The organism is Lottiidibacillus patelloidae, assembly GCF_002262935.1.
In the GTDB taxonomy this organism is placed as follows: domain Bacteria; phylum Bacillota; class Bacilli; order Bacillales; family SA5d-4; genus Lottiidibacillus; species Lottiidibacillus patelloidae.
The window spans coordinates 1-19047 of the sequence record NZ_NPIA01000001.1 but is presented as its reverse complement, the minus strand read 5'-3'; the positions used below and the strand labels follow the sequence as shown (position 1 = coordinate 19047).

Here is a 19047-nt window from a genome sequence, read left to right as displayed (position 1 = left end):
ATGTGTCGGAAACTACTCAACTGAAACTTTTTAAGCCTTTACTAGGAAAAAGTGTGCCTGAATTAGGCACACTTTTCATTCTAGCGATTCAATAAGCTTCCTACATAACGCAATAATTCATTTGCTGAAATTGAATTATAACCATATTCATCTATTAATGTTGCAATGACTTCATTAATTTTCTTTAACTGCGTCTCATCAGGCGTTTTTGTAGATGTCGTTATTTTTACAACATCTTTTAAGTCTGAGAATAGTTTTTTCTGAATTGCTTCACGAAGTCTGTCATGTGATCTGTAATCAAACTTCTTTCCTTTACGGGCATATGCAGAAATTCGAATGAGAATTTCTTCTCTAAATGCTTTTTTCGCATTTTCAGAGATGCCAATTTGCTCTTCTATTGACCTCATTAGCTTTTCATCAGGTGTCATTTCATCACCAGTCAGAGGATCACGAATTTTTGCTTTATTGCAATATGCTTCAACATTATCTAAATAGTTATCCATTAATGTCTTCGCAGATTCTTCGTATGAGTAAACAAATGCTTTCTGTACTTCTTTTTTTGCTAAATCGTCATACTCCCGTCTTGCTACTGAAATGAAGTTCATATACTTTTCTTTATCTTCATCAGATATAGAAGCATGTTGATCAAGCCCATCTTTTATTGACCTTAAAACATCTAAGGCATTAATTGCCGGTACATCTTTCCTAATAATTGTTGAGGAGATTCTGTTGATGACATATCGTGGATCAATTCCGCTCATACCTTCGTCATTATACTCTTTCTTTAACTCTTCCACATCTACAGCATTAAAACCTTCAACATTTTCACCATCATATAATCTCATTTTCTTTACTAAATCTAAGCCATTTTTCTTAGGTTCTTTTAATCTCGTTAAGATTGAGAACATTGCTGCTACTCTAAGTGTGTGAGGTGCTATATGAACATGTTTCATATCACTTTCATCAATCATTTTTTGATAAATGCGTTCTTCTTCTGTTACCTTTAAATTATAAGGAACTGGCATGACGATAATTCGTGAATGTAATGCTTCATTTTTCTTATTTGAAATAAATGAACGATATTCTGTTTCGTTAGTATGTGCAACTATAAGTTCATCTGCAGAAATTAAGGCAAACCTACCAGCTTTAAAGTTCCCTTCTTGCGTGAGAGATAGCAAGTGCCAGAGGAATTTCTCATCACATTTTAGCATTTCTTGGAATTCCATCATACCTCGATTCGCTTTATTTAACTCACCGTCAAAACGATAGGCACGCGGGTCAGATTCAGAACCATATTCAGCTATGGTCGAAAAGTCAATGCTACCAGTTAAATCTGCAATATCTTGAGATTTTGGATCAGATGGACTAAATGTTCCAATTCCAACACGTTTATCCTCAGATAATAAGACTCTTTGCACCATGACATCTTCTATCTTTCCATCATAATCTTTTTCCAAGCGCATGACATTTAATGGAGACAAGTTTCCTTCAATACGAATGCCGTATTCTTTGTGGAACTCTTCTCTTAAATGGTTCGGTATTAAATGTAGTGGGTCTTCATGCATCGGACACCCTTTAATTGCATAAACTGCCCCTTCATCGGTACGGGAGTACTGTTCTAATCCACGCTTTAGCATTGTCACAATCGTTGATTTACCACCACTTACTGGTCCCATTAATAATAATATTCTCTTTCGTACATCTAACCTTTTTGCAGCTGGGTGAAAATATTCTTCCACTAATCTTTCGAGAGAGTCTTCAAGTCCATATATTTGACCTTTGAAGAAATTATAAACATTTTTGCCATTGTTACTTTCTATTCCAGCACTTTTAATCATATTATAAACACGCGAGTGAGCAGATTGGGCTACCTCCGGCCTCTCTTTAAGTAATTCCAAGTATTCGGCGAAGGTACCTTCCCAATAAAGGCTTTTTTCATGTTCTCGGTAGTCTTCTAATTTTTTTATAATATCCATGAGTACCTCCTCATCATTAGATGATTTCTTAGTGATAACTTAATACATCATATGCAAAAGGTAGCTTATCATGCTTTTCCACTTCAAAAAGATAAAATAGGATTATTTATCCAAATGTATATATCCGTAATAAAATTGACAAACTATTTATTAGTTTATATATTCACACGCCTATATAAATGGGCTATAATGTACATAGATTAGCTACTTGTAAATAGAGGAGGCAAACTCATGACATTTCTTATTATTTTAGGAGTTCTAATTACATTCCTAATCGCAATTCTTACTGCTGGATATAATGGTAAGCCTGGTGCGAACAAGTAATACTTAACTCTTTAACGATAAACGACCATGATCTAGGATCATGGTCGTTTTTTAATGCGATTCGATTAACTTAATTGCGGGAAACCTTGTTGGCGTAATGCTTCATAAACTAAAATTGCCGCTGTATTTGATAAATTTAATGAACGAACTTTATCTGTCATCGGCACTCGTAAACAACGGTCTTTATTAGATGCAATTACTTCGTCTGGTAAACCGCTTGTTTCACGGCCAAAAATAAAGAAATAATCTTTATCTAATTGACTCATATCGAAGTCACTATATGTATTCGTACCATATTTCGTTAAAAAGAAAAACTCTCCATCTGCATTTTGATTGAAGAAAATTTCCAATGAATCATAGTACCTAACATCCACATGTTCCCAATAGTCTAATCCAGCTCGCTTCAAATGCTTGTCATCCGTTGAAAATCCTAACGGTCTAATTAAGTGTAGTGTTGTATTTGTAGCTGCACAAGTTCTTGCGATATTTCCTGTGTTTTGTGGGATTTCTGGTTGGAATTGAACGACATGTATACCCATTGTTTCACCTCATTAAAATATTTTTCCTCAACTATTATATCACTTTACAAAGTAGGCACAAAAAAATTAAGCTACTTTTAAGCAGCTTAATGGTCATCTATAATATGGTAAAACTTATACTTCACTTTTGGTGTCCAGGCGTGTGAATCTTTATACTCCCAATACCTCATCCTACTATTTGTTGAATGGGCATTTACTAATGGCATATTGTTCGTATCTTTAGCTACTACGATCGTATTATGTTGCCAATTTCCATCCCCATCAAAGTCATAACATATGACGTCCCCTGGGATTAACTGTTCTGCTGATGTTACTTCTTTGGCCTGCAACCCTTTTTCTGAACTTGCCAAGAACCACATTAACGCGTTCGCTACACTCCAGCTATAACTCCAATTATTATTTGTATACCACCAACCTTTTGAGCGATTTGGCATACCATAAATTGGTGCACCACCTTCATGTAGACATTGTGATATGAAATTAGTACAATCATTTTCAAACTTTTTATATTTTGAATTATAGGTATTCCACCAATTTTCAGCATACTGTACTGCACGCATGCGGTTGTAATAAAAGCGCTTAGAATCATTTGACTTATAGCGTTCTATTTTTTCTTTTTTATGCTCTCTTTCTACTCCTCTTTCGGCAATCGCTTCGTCTTTTTGTAACACTCCGTTTAAGAAAGTTGCTCTCCTTTTCTCCGAACGTTCTTCAACATACAGATTGTTTTTCTGTTTTATTAAATATTCGTGCTGCAACAAATAATCAACAGTTTGATAATTACCGTATTTTGAGCTGTTATAAATTTTCCCACGAGCATTTACTTTAACAATTTCTGCTTTACGCTCTTTATTTATATCTTTCCAACGTTGTATGCGCTCGATTTCATCTGCCGGTTTATTACCATTTGAAGCATCATAAATAATTTCAGTTTGACTATTTTGAATAAGTTTTTCAATTTGCGATTTGATGTTCATGGTTGCTCCTCCTTATCGATATTATTAAAATATGAAAGGTCTGAGCAATGTGACATAAAAAAGAAGCTGCTCTATCCGAGCGACTTAAGCGAAAAGCTTACAATTTTCAATTTTTAGTAGTTTTTTCTTTGCATCAATACCACCTGCATAACCGACAAGTTTTTTGTTTACACCAATTACCCGGTGACATGGGATAACGATTGGAAGGACATTTTTATTATTTGCTCCTCCAACGGCACGAACAGCTTTTTCATTACCAATCTTCTTTGCAATATCTTTATACGTTACAACTTCGCCATAAGGAATGTTTTGCAGCTCGTCCCAAACAGTCCTTTGAAAAGGCGTACCACCAGTAATGATTGGCACATCGAATGTTTTCCTTTTCCCTGCAAAATATTCACTTAGTTGATGTTTTGTTTTTAATATAACTTCTTCGTTATCATTTTCAATTACATTTAATATAGGTATGCCAAACTTTAGTTTCTCTTTCATTACTGGAAGCGTATTTTCTTTCGTATCAAAGTTTATCATGCAGAGTTCTCCAAAGTAAGAAATAATCGTGAGTACGCCTATCGGGCTATTCATTTCACTATAGAAAAATCGATTATTAAACACCTTTTATCCCCCCAATAACATTAGTCCTTTGTCAATTTCTTTTAAAACCTCTTCATCTTTTTCTTTTTCCTTGGCTTGCAACAAAAATGGTTTGGCATGTTCTGTACCAATTTTTCCTATGGCCCAAGCAGCAGTTCCGCGAATTACTGGTCGAGGATCTTTTTCAACTAATTCAATTAAATCTAGTACAGCAGTTTTATCTTTAAAATGCGCTAACGCTAAAATGGCATTTCTTTGGATTGGTTTTTTACCACGCCATGAACCCGAAATTGGCCCAAATTTTTCTTTAAAGTCACGGTTACTTATCGTTAAGAGCGGCTTTAATTTCGGTTTTACAACTTCAGGGTCTGGCTCCATTTCCTCATGAAAATGAAAGTCCATTTTTTTATTTATCGGACAAACTGTTTGGCAAGTATCGCAACCGTATATACGATTGCCAATTTCATCACGAAATTCATCAGGCAAGAAACCTTTCGTCTGTGTAAGGTATGCAATACACTTTTGCGAATTTAGTTGTCCACCTTGCACTAACGCCCCTGTTGGACAGGCATCCATACATTTTGTACAGCTTCCACACATCTCTTCAATCGGTGTGTCCGGCTCGAATGGAATATTGGTAATCATTTCACCTAGATAAACATAAGAGCCAAACTCGGGAGTAATGATAGCTGTATTTTTCCCACTAAAGCCTATACCTGCTCTCTCTGCAACAGCTCGATCTGATAATTCCCCTGTATCAACCATTGATTTTGTTTTTACGCCAGGAACCTTTGCACTAATAAACTTTTCTAACTTATTTAAACGATCTCTTAATATATCGTGATAGTCTATTCCCCATGAAGCTCGACAGAAAATACCACGTCGATCTTCTTTCGTCCCTTTTGGTGCATTTTTTAGTTTAGAAGGATAAGCTAGGGCAATGGAAATAATCGAATGAGCTTCATTTAATAGTAGCGACGGATTCGTTCTCTTTTCTATATCTGGCTCCTCAAATCCTGATTGATAGCCTAAATCTTGTTGCGTTTTCAATTGGTGTTTTAGCGTTTGAAATGGTACAGCTGACGCAAAACCAATCTTATCAATACCAATTTGTTTACTGTACTGAATGATCTCTTGCTTGAGCTCTTTTATATCCATACCCATACACCTCCAAAAGTTAAACATTTGCGTACGATTAATCTTCATTATACTATGATAATAATTACATGTAGAGGAACTTGCAATAGTAGTACGTTACCAGTGGGAAAATGATGGAGGCATAAAATGATTAAGATAACTGATGACATTAAAGAAAAATTACCTAGATTTAAAATTGGTGTAATTGAATATGACGATATAACAATTAGCGAAACTCCTAAAATGATAAAAGGGAGATTACAGTTTTTTGAACAGTCCTTGCAATTTGAATTGGAAACAAAAGCAATAAGTGAGTATCCTAGTTTAATGGAATGGAGAACAATTTTTAAACAAGTCGGCACAGACCCTAGTAAATATCGCCCATCTTCAGAAGCACTTTACCGAAGAGTTAAAAAAGGAAATAGTATTATTACCGATAACTCTGCAATTGATATTAATAACTTTTTCTCCTTACAATATGCTATTCCATTTGGCATTTATAATAAGGATATAATCCAAGAGCCAGTTATTTTATCTATTGGTGGTGAAGATAGTCAGTATGATGCCTTAAATGGAAGGCTTGTAAATATGGGGGGGAAATTAGTTTCAAGTGATGCTGTCGGTCCTTTTGGAAGTCCAATTGTAGATTCAAAAAGAACAATGATTACGACTGACACAACACGTGCATTACAAATCATTTATTTTACTCCGTCAATTAGCAATGAACATGCAACTGAGATGTTGCGCGCTGTAGAAAAAATGTTTATTCAAGTACATGGCGGACATGTCATTAAATCAGAAGTGGTGGAGAGCTAAGTGCATATTTCATGCGTTTAGCTTTTCACATAGAAAATGACCCTCTACCTTAAGTAGAAAGTCATTGAGATTATGTATTGGAGCGGGTGATGAGAATCGAACTCACAACATCAGCTTGGAAGGCTGAGGTTTTGCCATTAAACTACACCCGCAAAAGAATAATAATTACTTTATGAAGTATATATTATAACCGCTTTATTTGGCAACCATATTTAAACATTAGTTTAAAAATAAAATAAATGGAGCGGGTGATGAGAATCGAACTCACAACATCAGCTTGGAAGGCTGAGGTTTTGCCATTAAACTACACCCGCACAAAAACTTATTGTAATTGCGACGATATGAATATTATACATAGTTCGATATCATATTGCAAGAGGCTTTTTTATATTTTTTTAAAGTTAGTGAATGCGCCTATGAAATAGTTTGGCTTAGTTCTCTCTCTTAGAAAGGCTTTATCGACATTAATACCACTAGTATAACAACTGACACCATTAACACATTGTGAAGTGGCAGCATTTCTTTCGTCAGTTTTTGATATTCCTCTGGCAACTCTTCTTCCTTATGCGCTTGAAGTAATTCTAATTGTTTTGCCGTTTTCTTCGGGAGAATTCCCGCAACGATTGGTTGGACAGCAATATAGATGACAATTGAAGCAATATACCAAATTTCTTTAAACAAATACGGATGAAGCGCACCCATGACCAACCCTGTTACTAGCAACGTAATACTTCCGATTTTTGCATACTTTTCTAAACCTACATTTACTTCATGAGCAAATTTTGCTTGCGTCGTCGTTTTCACTAAACGTAACACAATTGGCATTCCAAACGATACACCTAACCCAATGACAGCAGACACGAGATGAATAATTAAAATAATGGCATAGAGTGACATCCTATTACCCCATTTCTTCTTTTAATAAACTTCATATATAGTGTACGTTGCAGCAACAAGTTAAATGTCAAATATTTGTAAATGTCTTTTTAAAAAAAAAACGCCTTCCTACAAATTGTAGAAAGACGTTTTCAATGATTAATTTTTAATAGCCAGCTATCCCTGCCGCTTTTTCTACTTCTTCCTGATGGTACGGATCTGGTTGTCCATCTTTATGACGTAAACTGTCACCAAAGTAAACATCGAAATGTCCTTTAATACCATTGTCATAAATATATTCAACATCATGTGGCATGAAACTCATACTTGCTGCAATTTTTCGCCCATCGATTTCTAATATGACTGCCCTTGTTTCCCAAGAGTAGCCACCCCATATCGATTTTGCAATGTTTGTATCATTGTAAGAAACCGTTTCTGAATCGGCATGATTCGCCCCTATCGTCCGCTTAATATAAAAGCTTTTCCCTGTCTCAAAATCAGTTACTTTTGCTGTTTTACCAATTGTGAACACGTATTGTGCTTCGGTAAACCAATCTAAATATTCACCATGGCGTTCACTTACGACTTCCTTTACGGCAATAGTGTGAACTGGCACTTTAAGCTGTTGCCCAATTGATAGCATACTGGACGTCGTTAAATTATTTGCTTGTAACAGCTCTCGTTGAGGTATACCGTAGCGGACGCTTAAATCCCATATGTTATCTCCAGATTGCACAGTATGTGTAATGTAGGAAACCGTATTTTCTTGCACTGTAGTTTGTTGGGCTGGCATTTGATTCGTGCCATTTTGAATGGTTAACTTTTGGCCGATTTGTAATAAATCTGTTGATAAATTATTCGCTTGGCGAATGGCATCTATCGTTACCCCAAAACGTTTGGCAATAAACGTTAAATTATCTCCAGAAACGACAGTGTAAACAAACGTCTCTCTTTTGCTACTTGCAGTATCCGTAGATTGCGTTGCGTGAGTTGGAATTGTTAATTTTTGCCCAATTTGTAACGTATCAGTCGTTAATTGGTTCGCACTTTTTAAAGCAATGACTGTCGTGCCATATTTTCTGGCTATATCCCATAAATTATCTCCAGCAATTACTGTATGAGAAGTTACAGTTGCGTTTGTCGGAATTGATAATACTTGTCCGACACGGAGAAAGTCAGAGGTTAGATTGTTCGACGCTTTTAAGGCCGCAACTGTCGTCCCAAAGCGCTCCGCAATAACTGATAAACTATCTCCTGCAACAACTGTGTAAGAATTGCCTGTTTGCTCTGTCACTCCAACTGCCGTTTGTGCTGTTGTCTCACTTCCCTCAGTAGCTCCTGGAATCGAAGGAATAATTATTGTTTGGCCAATTTTTACGAAATCACTAGTTAAGCCATTCGCTTCTTTTATCGCATCAACTGTTGTGCCATAGTTTTTCGCAAGAACAGATAAGTAATCTCCTGCCGCAACGGTATGGATTGCTTTCGGAATAATTAACGCTTGGTCGATTTTTAAAAGGTCTGAAGTTAAATGATTCGCTTGTTTTATATGATCGATAGAAGCGTTAAATCGTTTTGATAAATCCCATAACGTATCACCTGACTTAACGTGATAATAAACTTCTGCTGACGTATTTGTTGCAGCATGTGCTTTGGCTGTTGTAAATCCTGTCGTCAATGGAATGGAAGTAACGACCAATCCACCCGCAATCACTTTCAACATCGTAACCTTTATATTAGGATATCGTTCTTTTACAATTTGTTTTGCTTTTGTAACAAGGTCCGATCTCTCGCTCGGTTTGTTTCCTAGTTCATCTGCAAATTCCGTATTTTCAAGAAAAATAACTAGCGCGAATGTGTCATTATTTTGCTTGCGTAATTCATAGTTAAATTGTTCCATAAATTTACTCACCACTCTCCTTAAACTTCCATGTATGTAGTATTCGTCAAAACTAACCAATTATGAACAGAATGAAATTAAAAAACGCCTTCTTCAAATGAAGTAGACGTTGTAAGTATATTTAATATCCAGAGTCCTCTGATGTTAAATTATCAAGAATCTTATAATCATATTTTTGCAACGGCTTTTCTGCCGGCCCTTCCATGACCTCACCATTATAGGAAAATCTCGAGCCATGACACGGGCAATCCCACGACCGTTCACCATGATTCCAATTGACTTCGCAACCTAAATGCGTACAAGTCGTATCGACAATATGAACGTTGCCTTCCTTGTCTTTGTACGCACCTTTGCGATGGCCATCAATTAAGACAGCGGCGCCTTCATCATTTTCGAGCTCATGCACTTCTTTAACGGGGACTTCTAGTTTCCCTTTTATTAAATGTTTAACGACATCTACATTTTCTTTAAAAAAGTGCTTTAAGCTAGGGTCAGCGTAAAACCTAGATGGACTATAGACATCTTGATATGGATTGTCTTTTTCCATGATGAGATCTGTTAATAGCCTCGCTGCAGCAGTCCCGTTTGTCATACCCCACTTTCTGTAGCCAGTCGCTATAAGTATATTCGGCTTAGAAGGTGTGATGGCACCAACATACGGTAACTTATCAATTGTTATTAAGTCTTGTGCTGACCAACGATAGACGACTTCCTCACTTGCCAACGTCTGCTGAGCAAAGGTCTTTAACGCATTGTAATGCTCAAGTGTGTCTTTTCCTTGGCCAGACTTATGGCTATCACCACCGACGAGAACCATTTTTTCCCCATTTATCGTAACAGAACGAAGCGAGCGAGTTGGCTGATCAACACTTAAATACATGCCACCTGGATATTCATCCTTCGTTTTCACCGCTAAAATATACGAACGTTCCGCGTACATTCTCGTTGAATATAACCCCGTTCCTTCGTAAAAGGGAAAATGGGAGCTTGAAACGATATGTTTCGCTGTGATGCTGTAGCCATCCCTCGTTAATACAGAAACATCTTCACCATTTTCTTCAATATTTACCGCAACCGTCTTTTCAAATAATAGACAGCCCTCTTCCTTCATGAGCTGGATGAGGTGCGCGAGATATTTCAGTGGGTGAAATTGCGCTTGTCCCTTCATAGAGAGTCCTTTTGTGATTTTTATATTAAACGGAATTTGATCAACTAGCTGTCCATCAATGTGCAGTTTTTGATACGCTTCGTATTCTTTTTCTAGTTTGCTAGCGTATTCCTCCGTCGTCGCATATAAAAATGCATCTTCTGTTTCGAATTCACAATCAATGTTTTGCTCTTGCACTGTATCCTTGATGAACTGTAGCGCTTCCATATTCGCTTCATAATATAGCCTTGCTTTGTTAACGCCAAAATGAGTAATGTACTCATCATAAATTAAGTCGTGCTGCGCCGTTATTTTAGCAGTCGTATGCCCTGTCGTTCCGTTCAACAGTTGATCCGCTTCAATTAAAGCGACCTTTTTGCCTTCTTTCATTAAAAGATACGCTGTCGTAATGCCGGTAATCCCACCACCGACAATAACGACATCCGCATGAATATTTTCCTGTAGCTGATTGAACGTCGGAATATCCGTGCCTTCGATCCAGTAGGATATTGGGGATTTAGGTAGTTGTTCTGCTTGTGCATTTTCTTCTTTCATTTGTGCCCTCCATTAAAAACAAAGATGCTTTAGTTTTTGTAGAAATGGAGGGAAACATTCATACTTATTTAAGTTTACGTAAACTCATCACATATTCATCTTCGACTGGCCACCATCAACATTCCAGCTTGCACCTACGACCCATGAGGCTTTATCAGAAGCTAGAAATGTCACAACATTTGCTACTTCTTCCACTGTTCCAAAGCGTCCAGCTGGTATTTCATCTTTTACAAATTGCTTAATCTGATCAGGGTTTTCGTTTAGACGTCTTTGCCAATTACCTGTTGGGTGTAGGATTGAGCCAGGCGCGACACTATTTACGCGAATGCCATCATTAATGACTTCATCGGCAAAGGATTTTGTGAAGCTAATTAATGCTGCCTTGGCATTGTTATACGTTACTTTCCCACCACTTTCACGGCCGAAAATCGAGGTGATATTAATAATGACTCCTTGTTGCTGTTTCTTCATTTCAGTGGCAGCTAGTTTACTTAAGTGGACCGCAGAATAATAATTTAACTCCATTGCCCGCTCGAAATCTTCCATTTCTGTTTTCATCACAGTACTACCGTTACTTCCACCGGCATTGTTAATAAGAATATCTATTCCACCATGTTCTTCGAGGAACGTTGAAACTAACGCTGTCCGCTCTGATTCGCTTGTGACATCACACTGATAGGTATAAATGGAAGGGTAGTTTGCCTTCGCTTCCTCTAAAGCTTCTCCTCCTCTAGCGGCAATGCCAACAATTGCCCCTTCTGCAAGAAATGCTTTTGCTATTCCTTCTCCAATTCCCTTTGATCCTCCAGTAACTAATACCTTCTTTCCAGTTAAGCCAAGATCCAAGTTGCTCATCCTTTCTAATATTTCCTAGGTTTTATGTATGCTAGTTAAATTTACGACACTTTTTTCTATTAAATTCTAAAAATACGACATACCAACTTTGCAAATCTCTCATCATCTATTTCTTCATTTTTCATCACACCGTTTTCCCAACTTCTAAAATAGGTATTCGTGAGGACTGTTCTTCCTCTTTCTGTGAAGTATGAAACCAATGGATGTTTATTAAAGGGAGACTGTTCATGCTCAAAAATAATATCTTTTATTTTATTTAATTCATCCATACTTTCGATTGGCGTATCTACATTAAATGCATAGCCAACTTTCCAGTCCGTGTATTTATCTTTTATCTTCATCTCAAACAGATATCTGCCTGCTTGCCTATCTAACCCCTTTATTTTAAACTCGCCATTCATTGACTTCACTGTTTCTCCACTTAGCGGCACTGGCTTTAAAGGTAAATTCCCGCCAAAGCCAGAATCAATGATATAAGACTTATTCTGATGACTAAGTAGAATTGTGACATGTGTATCCCCTATTGGTTGAAACTGTTCATTTTCTTTGTCATAAACATTTCCGCTTAACAAGTTTACATGAAACCCGTTCTCTCTTAAAAAGAGATATAATAAAGGATTTATTTCGTAGCAAAGACCTCCTTCATTATTTACTAAGACCTTATTCACTAAGTATTCATTTGAGATTTCAATTTCCCTATTATCAATCACTACCAAATTCTCAAAAGGTATCGTTTGTGAAGTTTTCACTAATATGTAAGCGAGCTTTTCAAAAGTAATTTCTTCGTTTTCAGAAATTCCAATTCTTTTTCGGAATAATGAATTGATGTTCAAGTGCAACACTCCTTCTTAATAAAGACGATGTTGGTTTTGCGTTAGCCACCTGTATATCATTTTATTCCACACAAAACGCTCATTTGCCTCTTTTTGCTAAGTAAAAAACTACTTATAATGCTGCTTTCCAACATTAATAAGTAGTTTCAATTTTACAGTACTGTGCTATTTATCTTCTCTTAATAAATAATCATTTCCATCTTGGTCATAGAAAGCGAACATTGTGCCATATGGCATTCTCATCATATCACCGACCTTTACATCGTTTTGCTTCATTTTCTCATATGCTGACTCAATATCCGTTGTACTAAAAAGTATGGATGGATGTGACACTTTAGAAGGTTGTTGTTGCTGCATCGCCACTTTCGAATAAAGAATTAACGTCGTACCATTACTATCACTTGGTCCGACCTCAATCCAGGAAAAGTCAGGTCCCATTGGCTGTTCCAGCTTTATTTCAAACCCGACTTTATTTAACCAAAAGTCCTTTGCTTGTTCTTGGTCCTCGACATAGATAGATACTTTTGCAATTTTATTTATCATCTAATCACTCCTTAGGTTACATATTAAAATTATACTATTACGCAATTGATTTTGCATTTTTGTCTATGTTATGTAAGCACATCTCCTTCGTATACATCTTTCATCATCGCTACGTGTCTATTATATACCTTCGACTATTATTAATCTGAGACAATTATGTCATCTCTTACTAAGGAAGGAAATTGACATAGATTCATATCTATCATAAGCTTCAATTAATAGTTTAAAGGAAATTTATAGAATGAAAGGATGAACCAAATGAATATAGAATCAAATATTTCAATGAAAGAAGAAGCAATCGCTTTTTTGAAACTCGTCGTAGCTGGGAACATTCGTGATGCATTCAAGCGGTACACAAGCGCTGATTTATGTCATCACAACCCTTATTTCCATGGTGATGCAGAATCACTCATCGTTGCAATGGAGGAAAATCATGTAGATGCCCCTAACAAGATTTTTGAAGTTAAGCTTGCGTTGCAAGAAGGTGATAGAGTTGTTGTATATTCGCATGTGAAGCAAAATGCCGATGATATCGGAGCAGCTATTGTCCATATCTTCCGCTTTGAAAATGACGAAATCGTTGAAATGTGGGATGTCGGCCAACAAATCCCCGAAAATTCTCCGAATGAGAATGGGATGTTTTGATTAACTTCAACAAATGTGTAAAACAAAAAAACACTCACAAAGTGAGTGTTTTTGTATTAGTTTGATACCGGTGGCCGGGGTCGAACCGGCACTCCAGAGGAACACGATTTTGAGTCGTGCGCGTCTGCCAATTCCGCCACACCGGCATATTACTATAGTTATTACTATATCGGACAAGATATAACTTAACATCTTAATAGAGCTATGTCAACTAGAGTTTTCCTACCTCAATAGCTCCACTCAATTCGAAGATTTAATTATAGCAACACTACTCCGTTATACTTGCTTTCTGGAATGACCTTCTTGCTTTTCTTTCACTCATTAAAAACATCAAGATTCCAATAATAATGACTCCACCACCAATGACCTGTGTCCACAATACCATTTCTCCTAATATATAATACGCTAATATCGAAGCACCAATTGGCTCAAAAAGTATACTCATCGAAATTGTAGAAGTACTTAACCACTTCAACGACCAATTAAATAGCGTATGCCCTAGTAACGTCGGCACAATAGCAAGCAATACAAAATAAAGCCAATCAGACTGTGGATATGGATAAAGTTCATATTGAAGTGTAACCACATATAAAAATAACGTGAACGTACAAATACCATAGACAACAAATGTATACGTAATAAGTGATAACCTTTTACGGACTGTCTGCCCAAATAATAAATATGCTGTAACCATCGCACAAGCGAGTAACGCTAAAAAGTCTCCATATAAAGCCATACCACTTATAGCAAAATCGCCCCAACTAACAATAATACTTCCACTTATTCCTAGAGCTCCACTTAGTATTGCTTGAAGCTTAAGCTTTTCTTTGAAGAAAAGGTATGTTCCTACGAAAGCAAAGATCGGCTGTAATGTAACTAATACCGTTGAACTTGCAACAGATGTGTAATTCAATGATTCAAACCATAAAATGAAATGAAATGCTAAAAATACACCAGAGACTGCTGAAAATAGCCAATCTCGTTTTGTTATAAGTTTAAGTTCATGACGATATTTTATTAAAAATAAAGGCAGCATAATTACTACGGAAAAAAATAAACGATAAAAAGCAATGACAGGAGCAGGTGCAGAAGAAAGCTTTACTAAAATTGCTGAACTTGATACAGCAATTACACCAATTGCTAACATGAAATAAGGGTTTATTTTTGGTTGGTTCATCATATTTAACCTCGCGCATTTTTTATATTCTAGTTGTAAGTATATATGAAATTTGTAAAAACGAAAGAATTAAAGTCTATTAATATATGTAGGTATCTTTTATTTAGCTCGAAATAGCTAGTAACCCTTTCTATAACAAGAAAAACGACACACAATAAGTTATGTCGTTAGATCACTTAACTATGGACTTGAATTTAGCATGATAGCGAAAAAGTATTATCCACTTACTTTTTCACTAAGACACCATTTCCATCAAAAATTAATTCATTTGCTGGAACTGGCTTTAAAAATAAATATCCTTGCCCAAGTTCACACAATTCACCTTTTAAGAAACTTAAATCATCTTCTGTTTCTATTCCTTCTGCAACTGTGCTTATATTTAAGTCATTCCCTAATTTAATTATATTTTTTATAATAGAACGCTTTTTCTCTGATCTCATCATATCTATTACAAATGAACGATCAATCTTAAGTTCATCGATAGGTAGATTTACTAAGACACTTAGGCTTGAATAACCTGTGCCAAAATCATCTAAAGATATTTTGACTCCGAGCTCTTTTAGTTCGTGAAATACTTCTATCGTTTCATCTGGTGAAATAAGTAAACTCTCAGTTATCTCAAGTATTAAATATTGTGGCGGGAGTTTCGTTTTCAAAAGGGCATCTTTTACGGTTTGCACAAAGTTTATATGCTTAAACTGAATCACTGATACATTTACAGAAACAGTAATTGGATGACCTTCATCAAACCATTTTTTGGCTTGTTGGCATGCTTCTTCTAGCACCCACTTACCAATTTGAATTATTGTCCCATTATTTTCAGCAATAGGAATGAATTCCATTGGTGAAATAAATCCTTCTGATTTATCATTCCATCTAAGTAAAGCTTCAACTCCAACTATATTTTGCTTCATTAGATTTACCTTTGCTTGATAGTACATTTCCAACTCATTGTTAGCTAGCACTTTTTGGAGCCTATCTTCCAATAATAAGGTTCGATTACTTGCATTACGTAATGTAAAGTTATAGTATACATATGCTCCTGCGTTCGTTTTCTTTGAAGAGACACAGGCTAAACTAGCTGCTGTTATTAAGTATTCTGGTTTTAGCTCTTCCACTTCATTTGAACATACTATTCCGATTTTAGGTGTAAGATAAACCTCACGGCCATTTAACAATGTTACAGGATTAGATAAGCATGTAATAATATCATTAACGATACTTTCTGTTTTTTCTCTATTTGTATTCCTAAGCAAAATAATAAACTCTTGGCTAATATAACGATAAAGATAACTTTGTATACCAAGAAGATCAATTAATCGTTTACCTACTTCTTTTAACAGTTGATCTCCTGAATTATGACCTAATGTATCATTAATTTCCTTTAATCGTCCTACATCTAAAAATAATAAAGAAAATCCTTCATTACCTTCTTTTGCATTCAGACAGGTTTCATGTAAATCTTCCTCTAACTTAAATCGGTTTTTCAAGCCACTAATTGAGTCATGATATGCCATGTACTCTAGCTTTACTTCAGCTTCCTTTTTGGAAGTAATATCTATAACAGACCCACATACCATAAATGGTTTTCCACTTTTATTAATAATTGGTATTGCGTAACTTTCAATCCATCTAGTCTCACCATTATTAAGTCTTATTCGAAATTCAATCTTACTGTTTTCCCCATTCAAATACTTTGTTTCATGCGCTTTTACTCTATCCTTATCTTCTTTTACTACATTTTCAAACCAAAAATCTGGATTTTCTTCAAAGTCTTTTTGATCAGCTCCATAAAGTCGAGCAATACCTTCTGCTACAAAAACTCTTTCTGGATTAAAAAGACGGACCCAAAACATTGCATTTGGGCTTTTTCGAAATGCTTCAAGGATGTTCACTCTTCGTTGCACTATATCAACTAAATAACAAAAAAGGACGGAAATAGTAAAGAAAAATACAGCAAAAAATACCGTATTAATTAGAGAGGTATCTGAGAAAATTAATATACTAAATAAGACATGTGACCCTGTGACCATTCCTGAAATAATAATCCCTGATTTAAAGCCTCTAATATAAGCAACAACGAGTATCGATAAAATATTTGCCATCCATATTGCTTCAACACGATTCTCAAAAATAAAACCATCTATTATTATAGAAGCTAAGATAAAAAGTGCAGAGAGTGGATAGGCAATGGCTTTTAGTTTTAATTTTTCTAAAACCATTGTGCACACCCTTTCTAGGAGAATATATTTTTATATTCTATCACATATTGTAAAAAAAAGGGGAAATTTGAATCGCTTTACAAATATAATAAACACGAAAAAACCAACATACATAATGTATGTTGGTTGGTCATTTAAGTATGGTGCCGAGGGCCGGACTTGAACCGGCACGGTAGTCACCTACCGCAGGATTTTAAGTCCTGTGTGTCTGCCAATTCCACCACCCCGGCAAATATATTTGGCAGTATTAAAATTTTGGAGGCGGCAACCGGATTTGAACCGGTGATAAAGGTTTTGCAGACCTCTGCCTTACCACTTGGCTATGCCGCCATCTTGGAGCGGAAGACGAGGTTCGAACTCGCGACCCCCACCTTGGCAAGGTGGTGTTCTACCACTGAACTACTTCCGCGTATGGCTGGGCTAGCAGGATTCGAACCTACGCATGACGGAATCAAAATCCGTTGCCTTACCGCTTGGCGATAGCCCAAAATTTTAAAAATTAAAGGGCGAGTGATGGGAATCGAACCCACGAATGTCGGAACCACAATCCGATGCGTTAACCACTTCGCCACACCCGCCATTGTATTATTAATTATTTAATTTAAATTATGGCAGGGGCAGTAGGAATCGAACCCACACTGAAGGTTTTGGAGACCTTAGTTCTACCTTTAAACTATGCCCCTTTAATAACTAATTATTAAAAGTGGTGGAGGGGGGCAGATTCGAACTGCCGAACCCGTAGGGAGCGGATTTACAGTCCGCCGCGTTTAGCCACTTCGCTACCCCTCCGTTAAGAAAGACAATTAATATTATATATTCATTCTTTAATAATGTCAACAATAACTTTATTAAAGATGCCGGCAAGAGGACTTGAACCCCCGACCTACTGATTACAAGTCAGTTGCTCTACCAACTGAGCTACACCGGCATATGAATAAATGGTGGCTCGGGACGGAATCGAACCGCCGACACGAGGATTTTCAGTCCTCTGCTCTACCGACTGAGCTACCGAGCCATAACAATATATGCATTATGCTAATAAACAGTGATTGCAATCTAAAAATGGCGGTCCCGACCGGGATCGAACCGGCGATCTCCTGCGTGACAGGCAGGCATGTTAACCGCTACACCACGGGACCATTTGGTTGCGGGGGCAGGATTTGAACCTACGACCTTCGGGTTATGAGCCCGACGAGCTACCGAACTGCTCCACCCCGCGATAATATTAAGTTAAAATGGTGGAGGATGACGGGATCGAACCGCCGACCCCCTGCTTGTAAGGCAGGTGCTCTCCCAGCTGAGCTAATCCTCCAATATATATATGGTGACCCGTACGGGATTCGAACCCGTGTTACCGCCGTGAAAGGGCGGTGTCTTAACCGCTTGACCAACGGGCCACAAAAAACCTTGTGGCGGAGAGCGAGGGATTCGAACCCTCGAGACAGCGTTAGCCGCCTACACGATTTCCAATCGTGCTCCTTCGACCACTCGGACAGCTCTCCAAATGGCTCCACAGGCAGGACTCGAACCTGCGACCGATCGGTTAACAGCCGATAGCTCTACCACTGAGCTACTGTGGATTAATTTAATGCCTGGCAACGTCCTACTCTCACAGGGGGACAGCCCCCAACTACCATCGGCGCTGAAGAGCTTAACTTCCGTGTTCGGTATGGGAACGGGTGTGGCCTCTTCGCCATCATTACCAGACATATTTTAAAGACAAGATGAATTATACCATGATAGTTTACACTTAGACAATGGTATTTTCTTGTAATAAAAAGGAACATCGTTCCTTCAAAACTAGATAACGACAATCACATACATTTAAAAATTTGGTTAAGTCCTCGATCGATTAGTATCTGTCAGCTTCACGTGTTACCACGCTTCCACACCAGACCTATCAACCTCATCATCTCTAAGGGATCTTACTT

Annotated in this window: 15 protein-coding genes, 18 tRNA genes and 2 rRNA genes; 2 read left to right on the top strand and 33 right to left on the bottom strand. The window is 37.0% G+C overall.

The genetic code is table 11. The features are described from left to right. Positions 1-80: 80 nt before the first annotated feature. The 5 genes from CIB95_RS00175 to queG form a co-directional block, all read right to left on the bottom strand. Positions 81-1976: a PrkA family serine protein kinase gene (locus CIB95_RS00175; protein WP_094920271.1), complete on the bottom strand. Its 1896-nt coding sequence runs from the start codon at positions 1974-1976 to the stop codon at positions 81-83. Between the two features lie 389 nt (positions 1977-2365). After that, positions 2366-2839 carry a tRNA (uridine(34)/cytosine(34)/5-carboxymethylaminomethyluridine(34)-2'-O)-methyltransferase TrmL gene (gene trmL / locus CIB95_RS00170; RefSeq protein WP_094920268.1) on the bottom strand — a complete coding sequence of 158 codons (474 nt, stop codon included), beginning with the start codon at positions 2837-2839 and terminating at the stop codon, positions 2366-2368. Between the two features lie 86 nt (positions 2840-2925). Then, entirely contained in the window at positions 2926-3816 is an 891-nt protein-coding gene (locus CIB95_RS00165) for an amidase domain-containing protein (RefSeq protein ID WP_233143859.1), read from the bottom strand. An 84-nt stretch (positions 3817-3900) separates the two neighbouring features. Then, a complete protein-coding gene (locus CIB95_RS00160; protein ID WP_094922060.1) occupies positions 3901-4401 on the bottom strand; it encodes a methylated-DNA--[protein]-cysteine S-methyltransferase in 501 nt (166 codons plus the stop codon). A gap of 33 nt (positions 4402-4434) precedes the next feature. Then, positions 4435-5568 carry a tRNA epoxyqueuosine(34) reductase QueG gene (gene queG / locus CIB95_RS00155; RefSeq protein WP_094920266.1) on the bottom strand — a complete coding sequence of 378 codons (1134 nt, stop codon included), beginning with the start codon at positions 5566-5568 and terminating at the stop codon, positions 4435-4437. Between the two features lie 126 nt (positions 5569-5694). Here queG and CIB95_RS00150 point away from each other — a divergent pair, with 126 nt between their 5' ends. Beyond that, entirely contained in the window at positions 5695-6363 is a 669-nt protein-coding gene (locus CIB95_RS00150; protein WP_094920263.1) for a B3/B4 domain-containing protein, read from the top strand. 78 nt (positions 6364-6441) lie between these two features. On the opposite strand, the gene CIB95_RS00145 is transcribed toward CIB95_RS00150, so the two are convergent. The 8 genes from CIB95_RS00145 to CIB95_RS00110 form a co-directional block, all read right to left on the bottom strand. Further along, positions 6442-6515, bottom strand: a tRNA-Gly gene (locus tag CIB95_RS00145). An 88-nt stretch (positions 6516-6603) separates the two neighbouring features. Continuing rightward, positions 6604-6677: transfer RNA gene (locus CIB95_RS00140), tRNA-Gly, on the bottom strand. Positions 6678-6807: 130 nt separating this feature from the next. Continuing rightward, positions 6808-7260 (bottom strand): DUF2269 family protein, encoded by a 453-nt coding sequence (locus tag CIB95_RS00135; protein ID WP_094920260.1) that lies wholly within the window; start codon positions 7258-7260, stop codon positions 6808-6810. 145 nt (positions 7261-7405) lie between these two features. Continuing rightward, positions 7406-9139 carry a LysM peptidoglycan-binding domain-containing protein gene (locus tag CIB95_RS00130; protein WP_094920257.1) on the bottom strand — a complete coding sequence of 578 codons (1734 nt, stop codon included), beginning with the start codon at positions 9137-9139 and terminating at the stop codon, positions 7406-7408. 121 nt (positions 9140-9260) lie between these two features. Continuing rightward, positions 9261-10841 carry an FAD-dependent oxidoreductase gene (locus CIB95_RS00125; RefSeq protein ID WP_094920255.1) on the bottom strand — a complete coding sequence of 527 codons (1581 nt, stop codon included), beginning with the start codon at positions 10839-10841 and terminating at the stop codon, positions 9261-9263. A gap of 87 nt (positions 10842-10928) precedes the next feature. After that, positions 10929-11687, bottom strand: coding sequence for an SDR family NAD(P)-dependent oxidoreductase (locus tag CIB95_RS00120; RefSeq protein ID WP_094920252.1), 759 nt, complete (start codon positions 11685-11687; stop codon positions 10929-10931). A gap of 68 nt (positions 11688-11755) precedes the next feature. Then, on the bottom strand, positions 11756-12529 hold the full coding sequence (locus CIB95_RS00115; RefSeq protein ID WP_094920250.1) for an arylamine N-acetyltransferase family protein: 774 nt from the start codon (positions 12527-12529) through the stop codon (positions 11756-11758). 165 nt (positions 12530-12694) lie between these two features. Then, entirely contained in the window at positions 12695-13072 is a 378-nt protein-coding gene (locus CIB95_RS00110; protein ID WP_094920247.1) for a VOC family protein, read from the bottom strand. A gap of 258 nt (positions 13073-13330) precedes the next feature. Between CIB95_RS00110 and CIB95_RS00105 the strand changes: the two genes are divergently transcribed. Beyond that, positions 13331-13717, top strand: a complete 387-nt coding sequence (locus CIB95_RS00105) for a nuclear transport factor 2 family protein (protein ID WP_094920245.1) — start codon at positions 13331-13333, stop codon at positions 13715-13717. 65 nt (positions 13718-13782) lie between these two features. On the opposite strand, the gene CIB95_RS00100 is transcribed toward CIB95_RS00105, so the two are convergent. The 20 genes from CIB95_RS00100 to CIB95_RS00005 all read right to left on the bottom strand — a co-directional run. Beyond that, positions 13783-13863 (bottom strand) — tRNA-Leu (locus tag CIB95_RS00100). A gap of 122 nt (positions 13864-13985) precedes the next feature. Then, entirely contained in the window at positions 13986-14894 is a 909-nt protein-coding gene (locus CIB95_RS00095; protein ID WP_094922057.1) for a DMT family transporter, read from the bottom strand. Between the two features lie 224 nt (positions 14895-15118). Next, positions 15119-17116 (bottom strand): bifunctional diguanylate cyclase/phosphodiesterase, encoded by a 1998-nt coding sequence (locus CIB95_RS00090; protein ID WP_094920242.1) that lies wholly within the window; start codon positions 17114-17116, stop codon positions 15119-15121. A gap of 141 nt (positions 17117-17257) precedes the next feature. After that, positions 17258-17346: transfer RNA gene (locus CIB95_RS00085), tRNA-Leu, on the bottom strand. A gap of 26 nt (positions 17347-17372) precedes the next feature. Further along, positions 17373-17446 (bottom strand) — tRNA-Cys (locus tag CIB95_RS00080). Positions 17447-17450: 4 nt separating this feature from the next. Further along, positions 17451-17525 (bottom strand) — tRNA-Gly (locus CIB95_RS00075). A gap of 3 nt (positions 17526-17528) precedes the next feature. After that, positions 17529-17603: transfer RNA gene (locus CIB95_RS00070), tRNA-Gln, on the bottom strand. 18 nt (positions 17604-17621) lie between these two features. Continuing rightward, positions 17622-17694: transfer RNA gene (locus CIB95_RS00065), tRNA-His, on the bottom strand. Between the two features lie 31 nt (positions 17695-17725). Continuing rightward, positions 17726-17799 (bottom strand) — tRNA-Trp (locus tag CIB95_RS00060). Positions 17800-17820: 21 nt separating this feature from the next. Next, a tRNA-Tyr gene (locus tag CIB95_RS00055) sits at positions 17821-17905 on the bottom strand. A 66-nt stretch (positions 17906-17971) separates the two neighbouring features. Then, a tRNA-Thr gene (locus CIB95_RS00050) sits at positions 17972-18044 on the bottom strand. A gap of 11 nt (positions 18045-18055) precedes the next feature. Next, positions 18056-18131: transfer RNA gene (locus CIB95_RS00045), tRNA-Phe, on the bottom strand. Between the two features lie 48 nt (positions 18132-18179). Next, positions 18180-18255: transfer RNA gene (locus CIB95_RS00040), tRNA-Asp, on the bottom strand. Positions 18256-18258: 3 nt separating this feature from the next. Then, positions 18259-18335 (bottom strand) — tRNA-Met (locus tag CIB95_RS00035). Positions 18336-18352: 17 nt separating this feature from the next. Then, positions 18353-18428 (bottom strand) — tRNA-Val (locus tag CIB95_RS00030). Between the two features lie 10 nt (positions 18429-18438). Then, positions 18439-18513 (bottom strand) — tRNA-Glu (locus tag CIB95_RS00025). 13 nt (positions 18514-18526) lie between these two features. Continuing rightward, positions 18527-18618, bottom strand: a tRNA-Ser gene (locus CIB95_RS00020). 3 nt (positions 18619-18621) lie between these two features. Further along, positions 18622-18696 (bottom strand) — tRNA-Asn (locus tag CIB95_RS00015). Between the two features lie 10 nt (positions 18697-18706). Further along, positions 18707-18823 (bottom strand): 5S ribosomal RNA (rrf, locus tag CIB95_RS00010). A gap of 125 nt (positions 18824-18948) precedes the next feature. Continuing rightward, positions 18949-19047, bottom strand: a 23S ribosomal RNA gene (locus tag CIB95_RS00005); the annotation flags it as partial.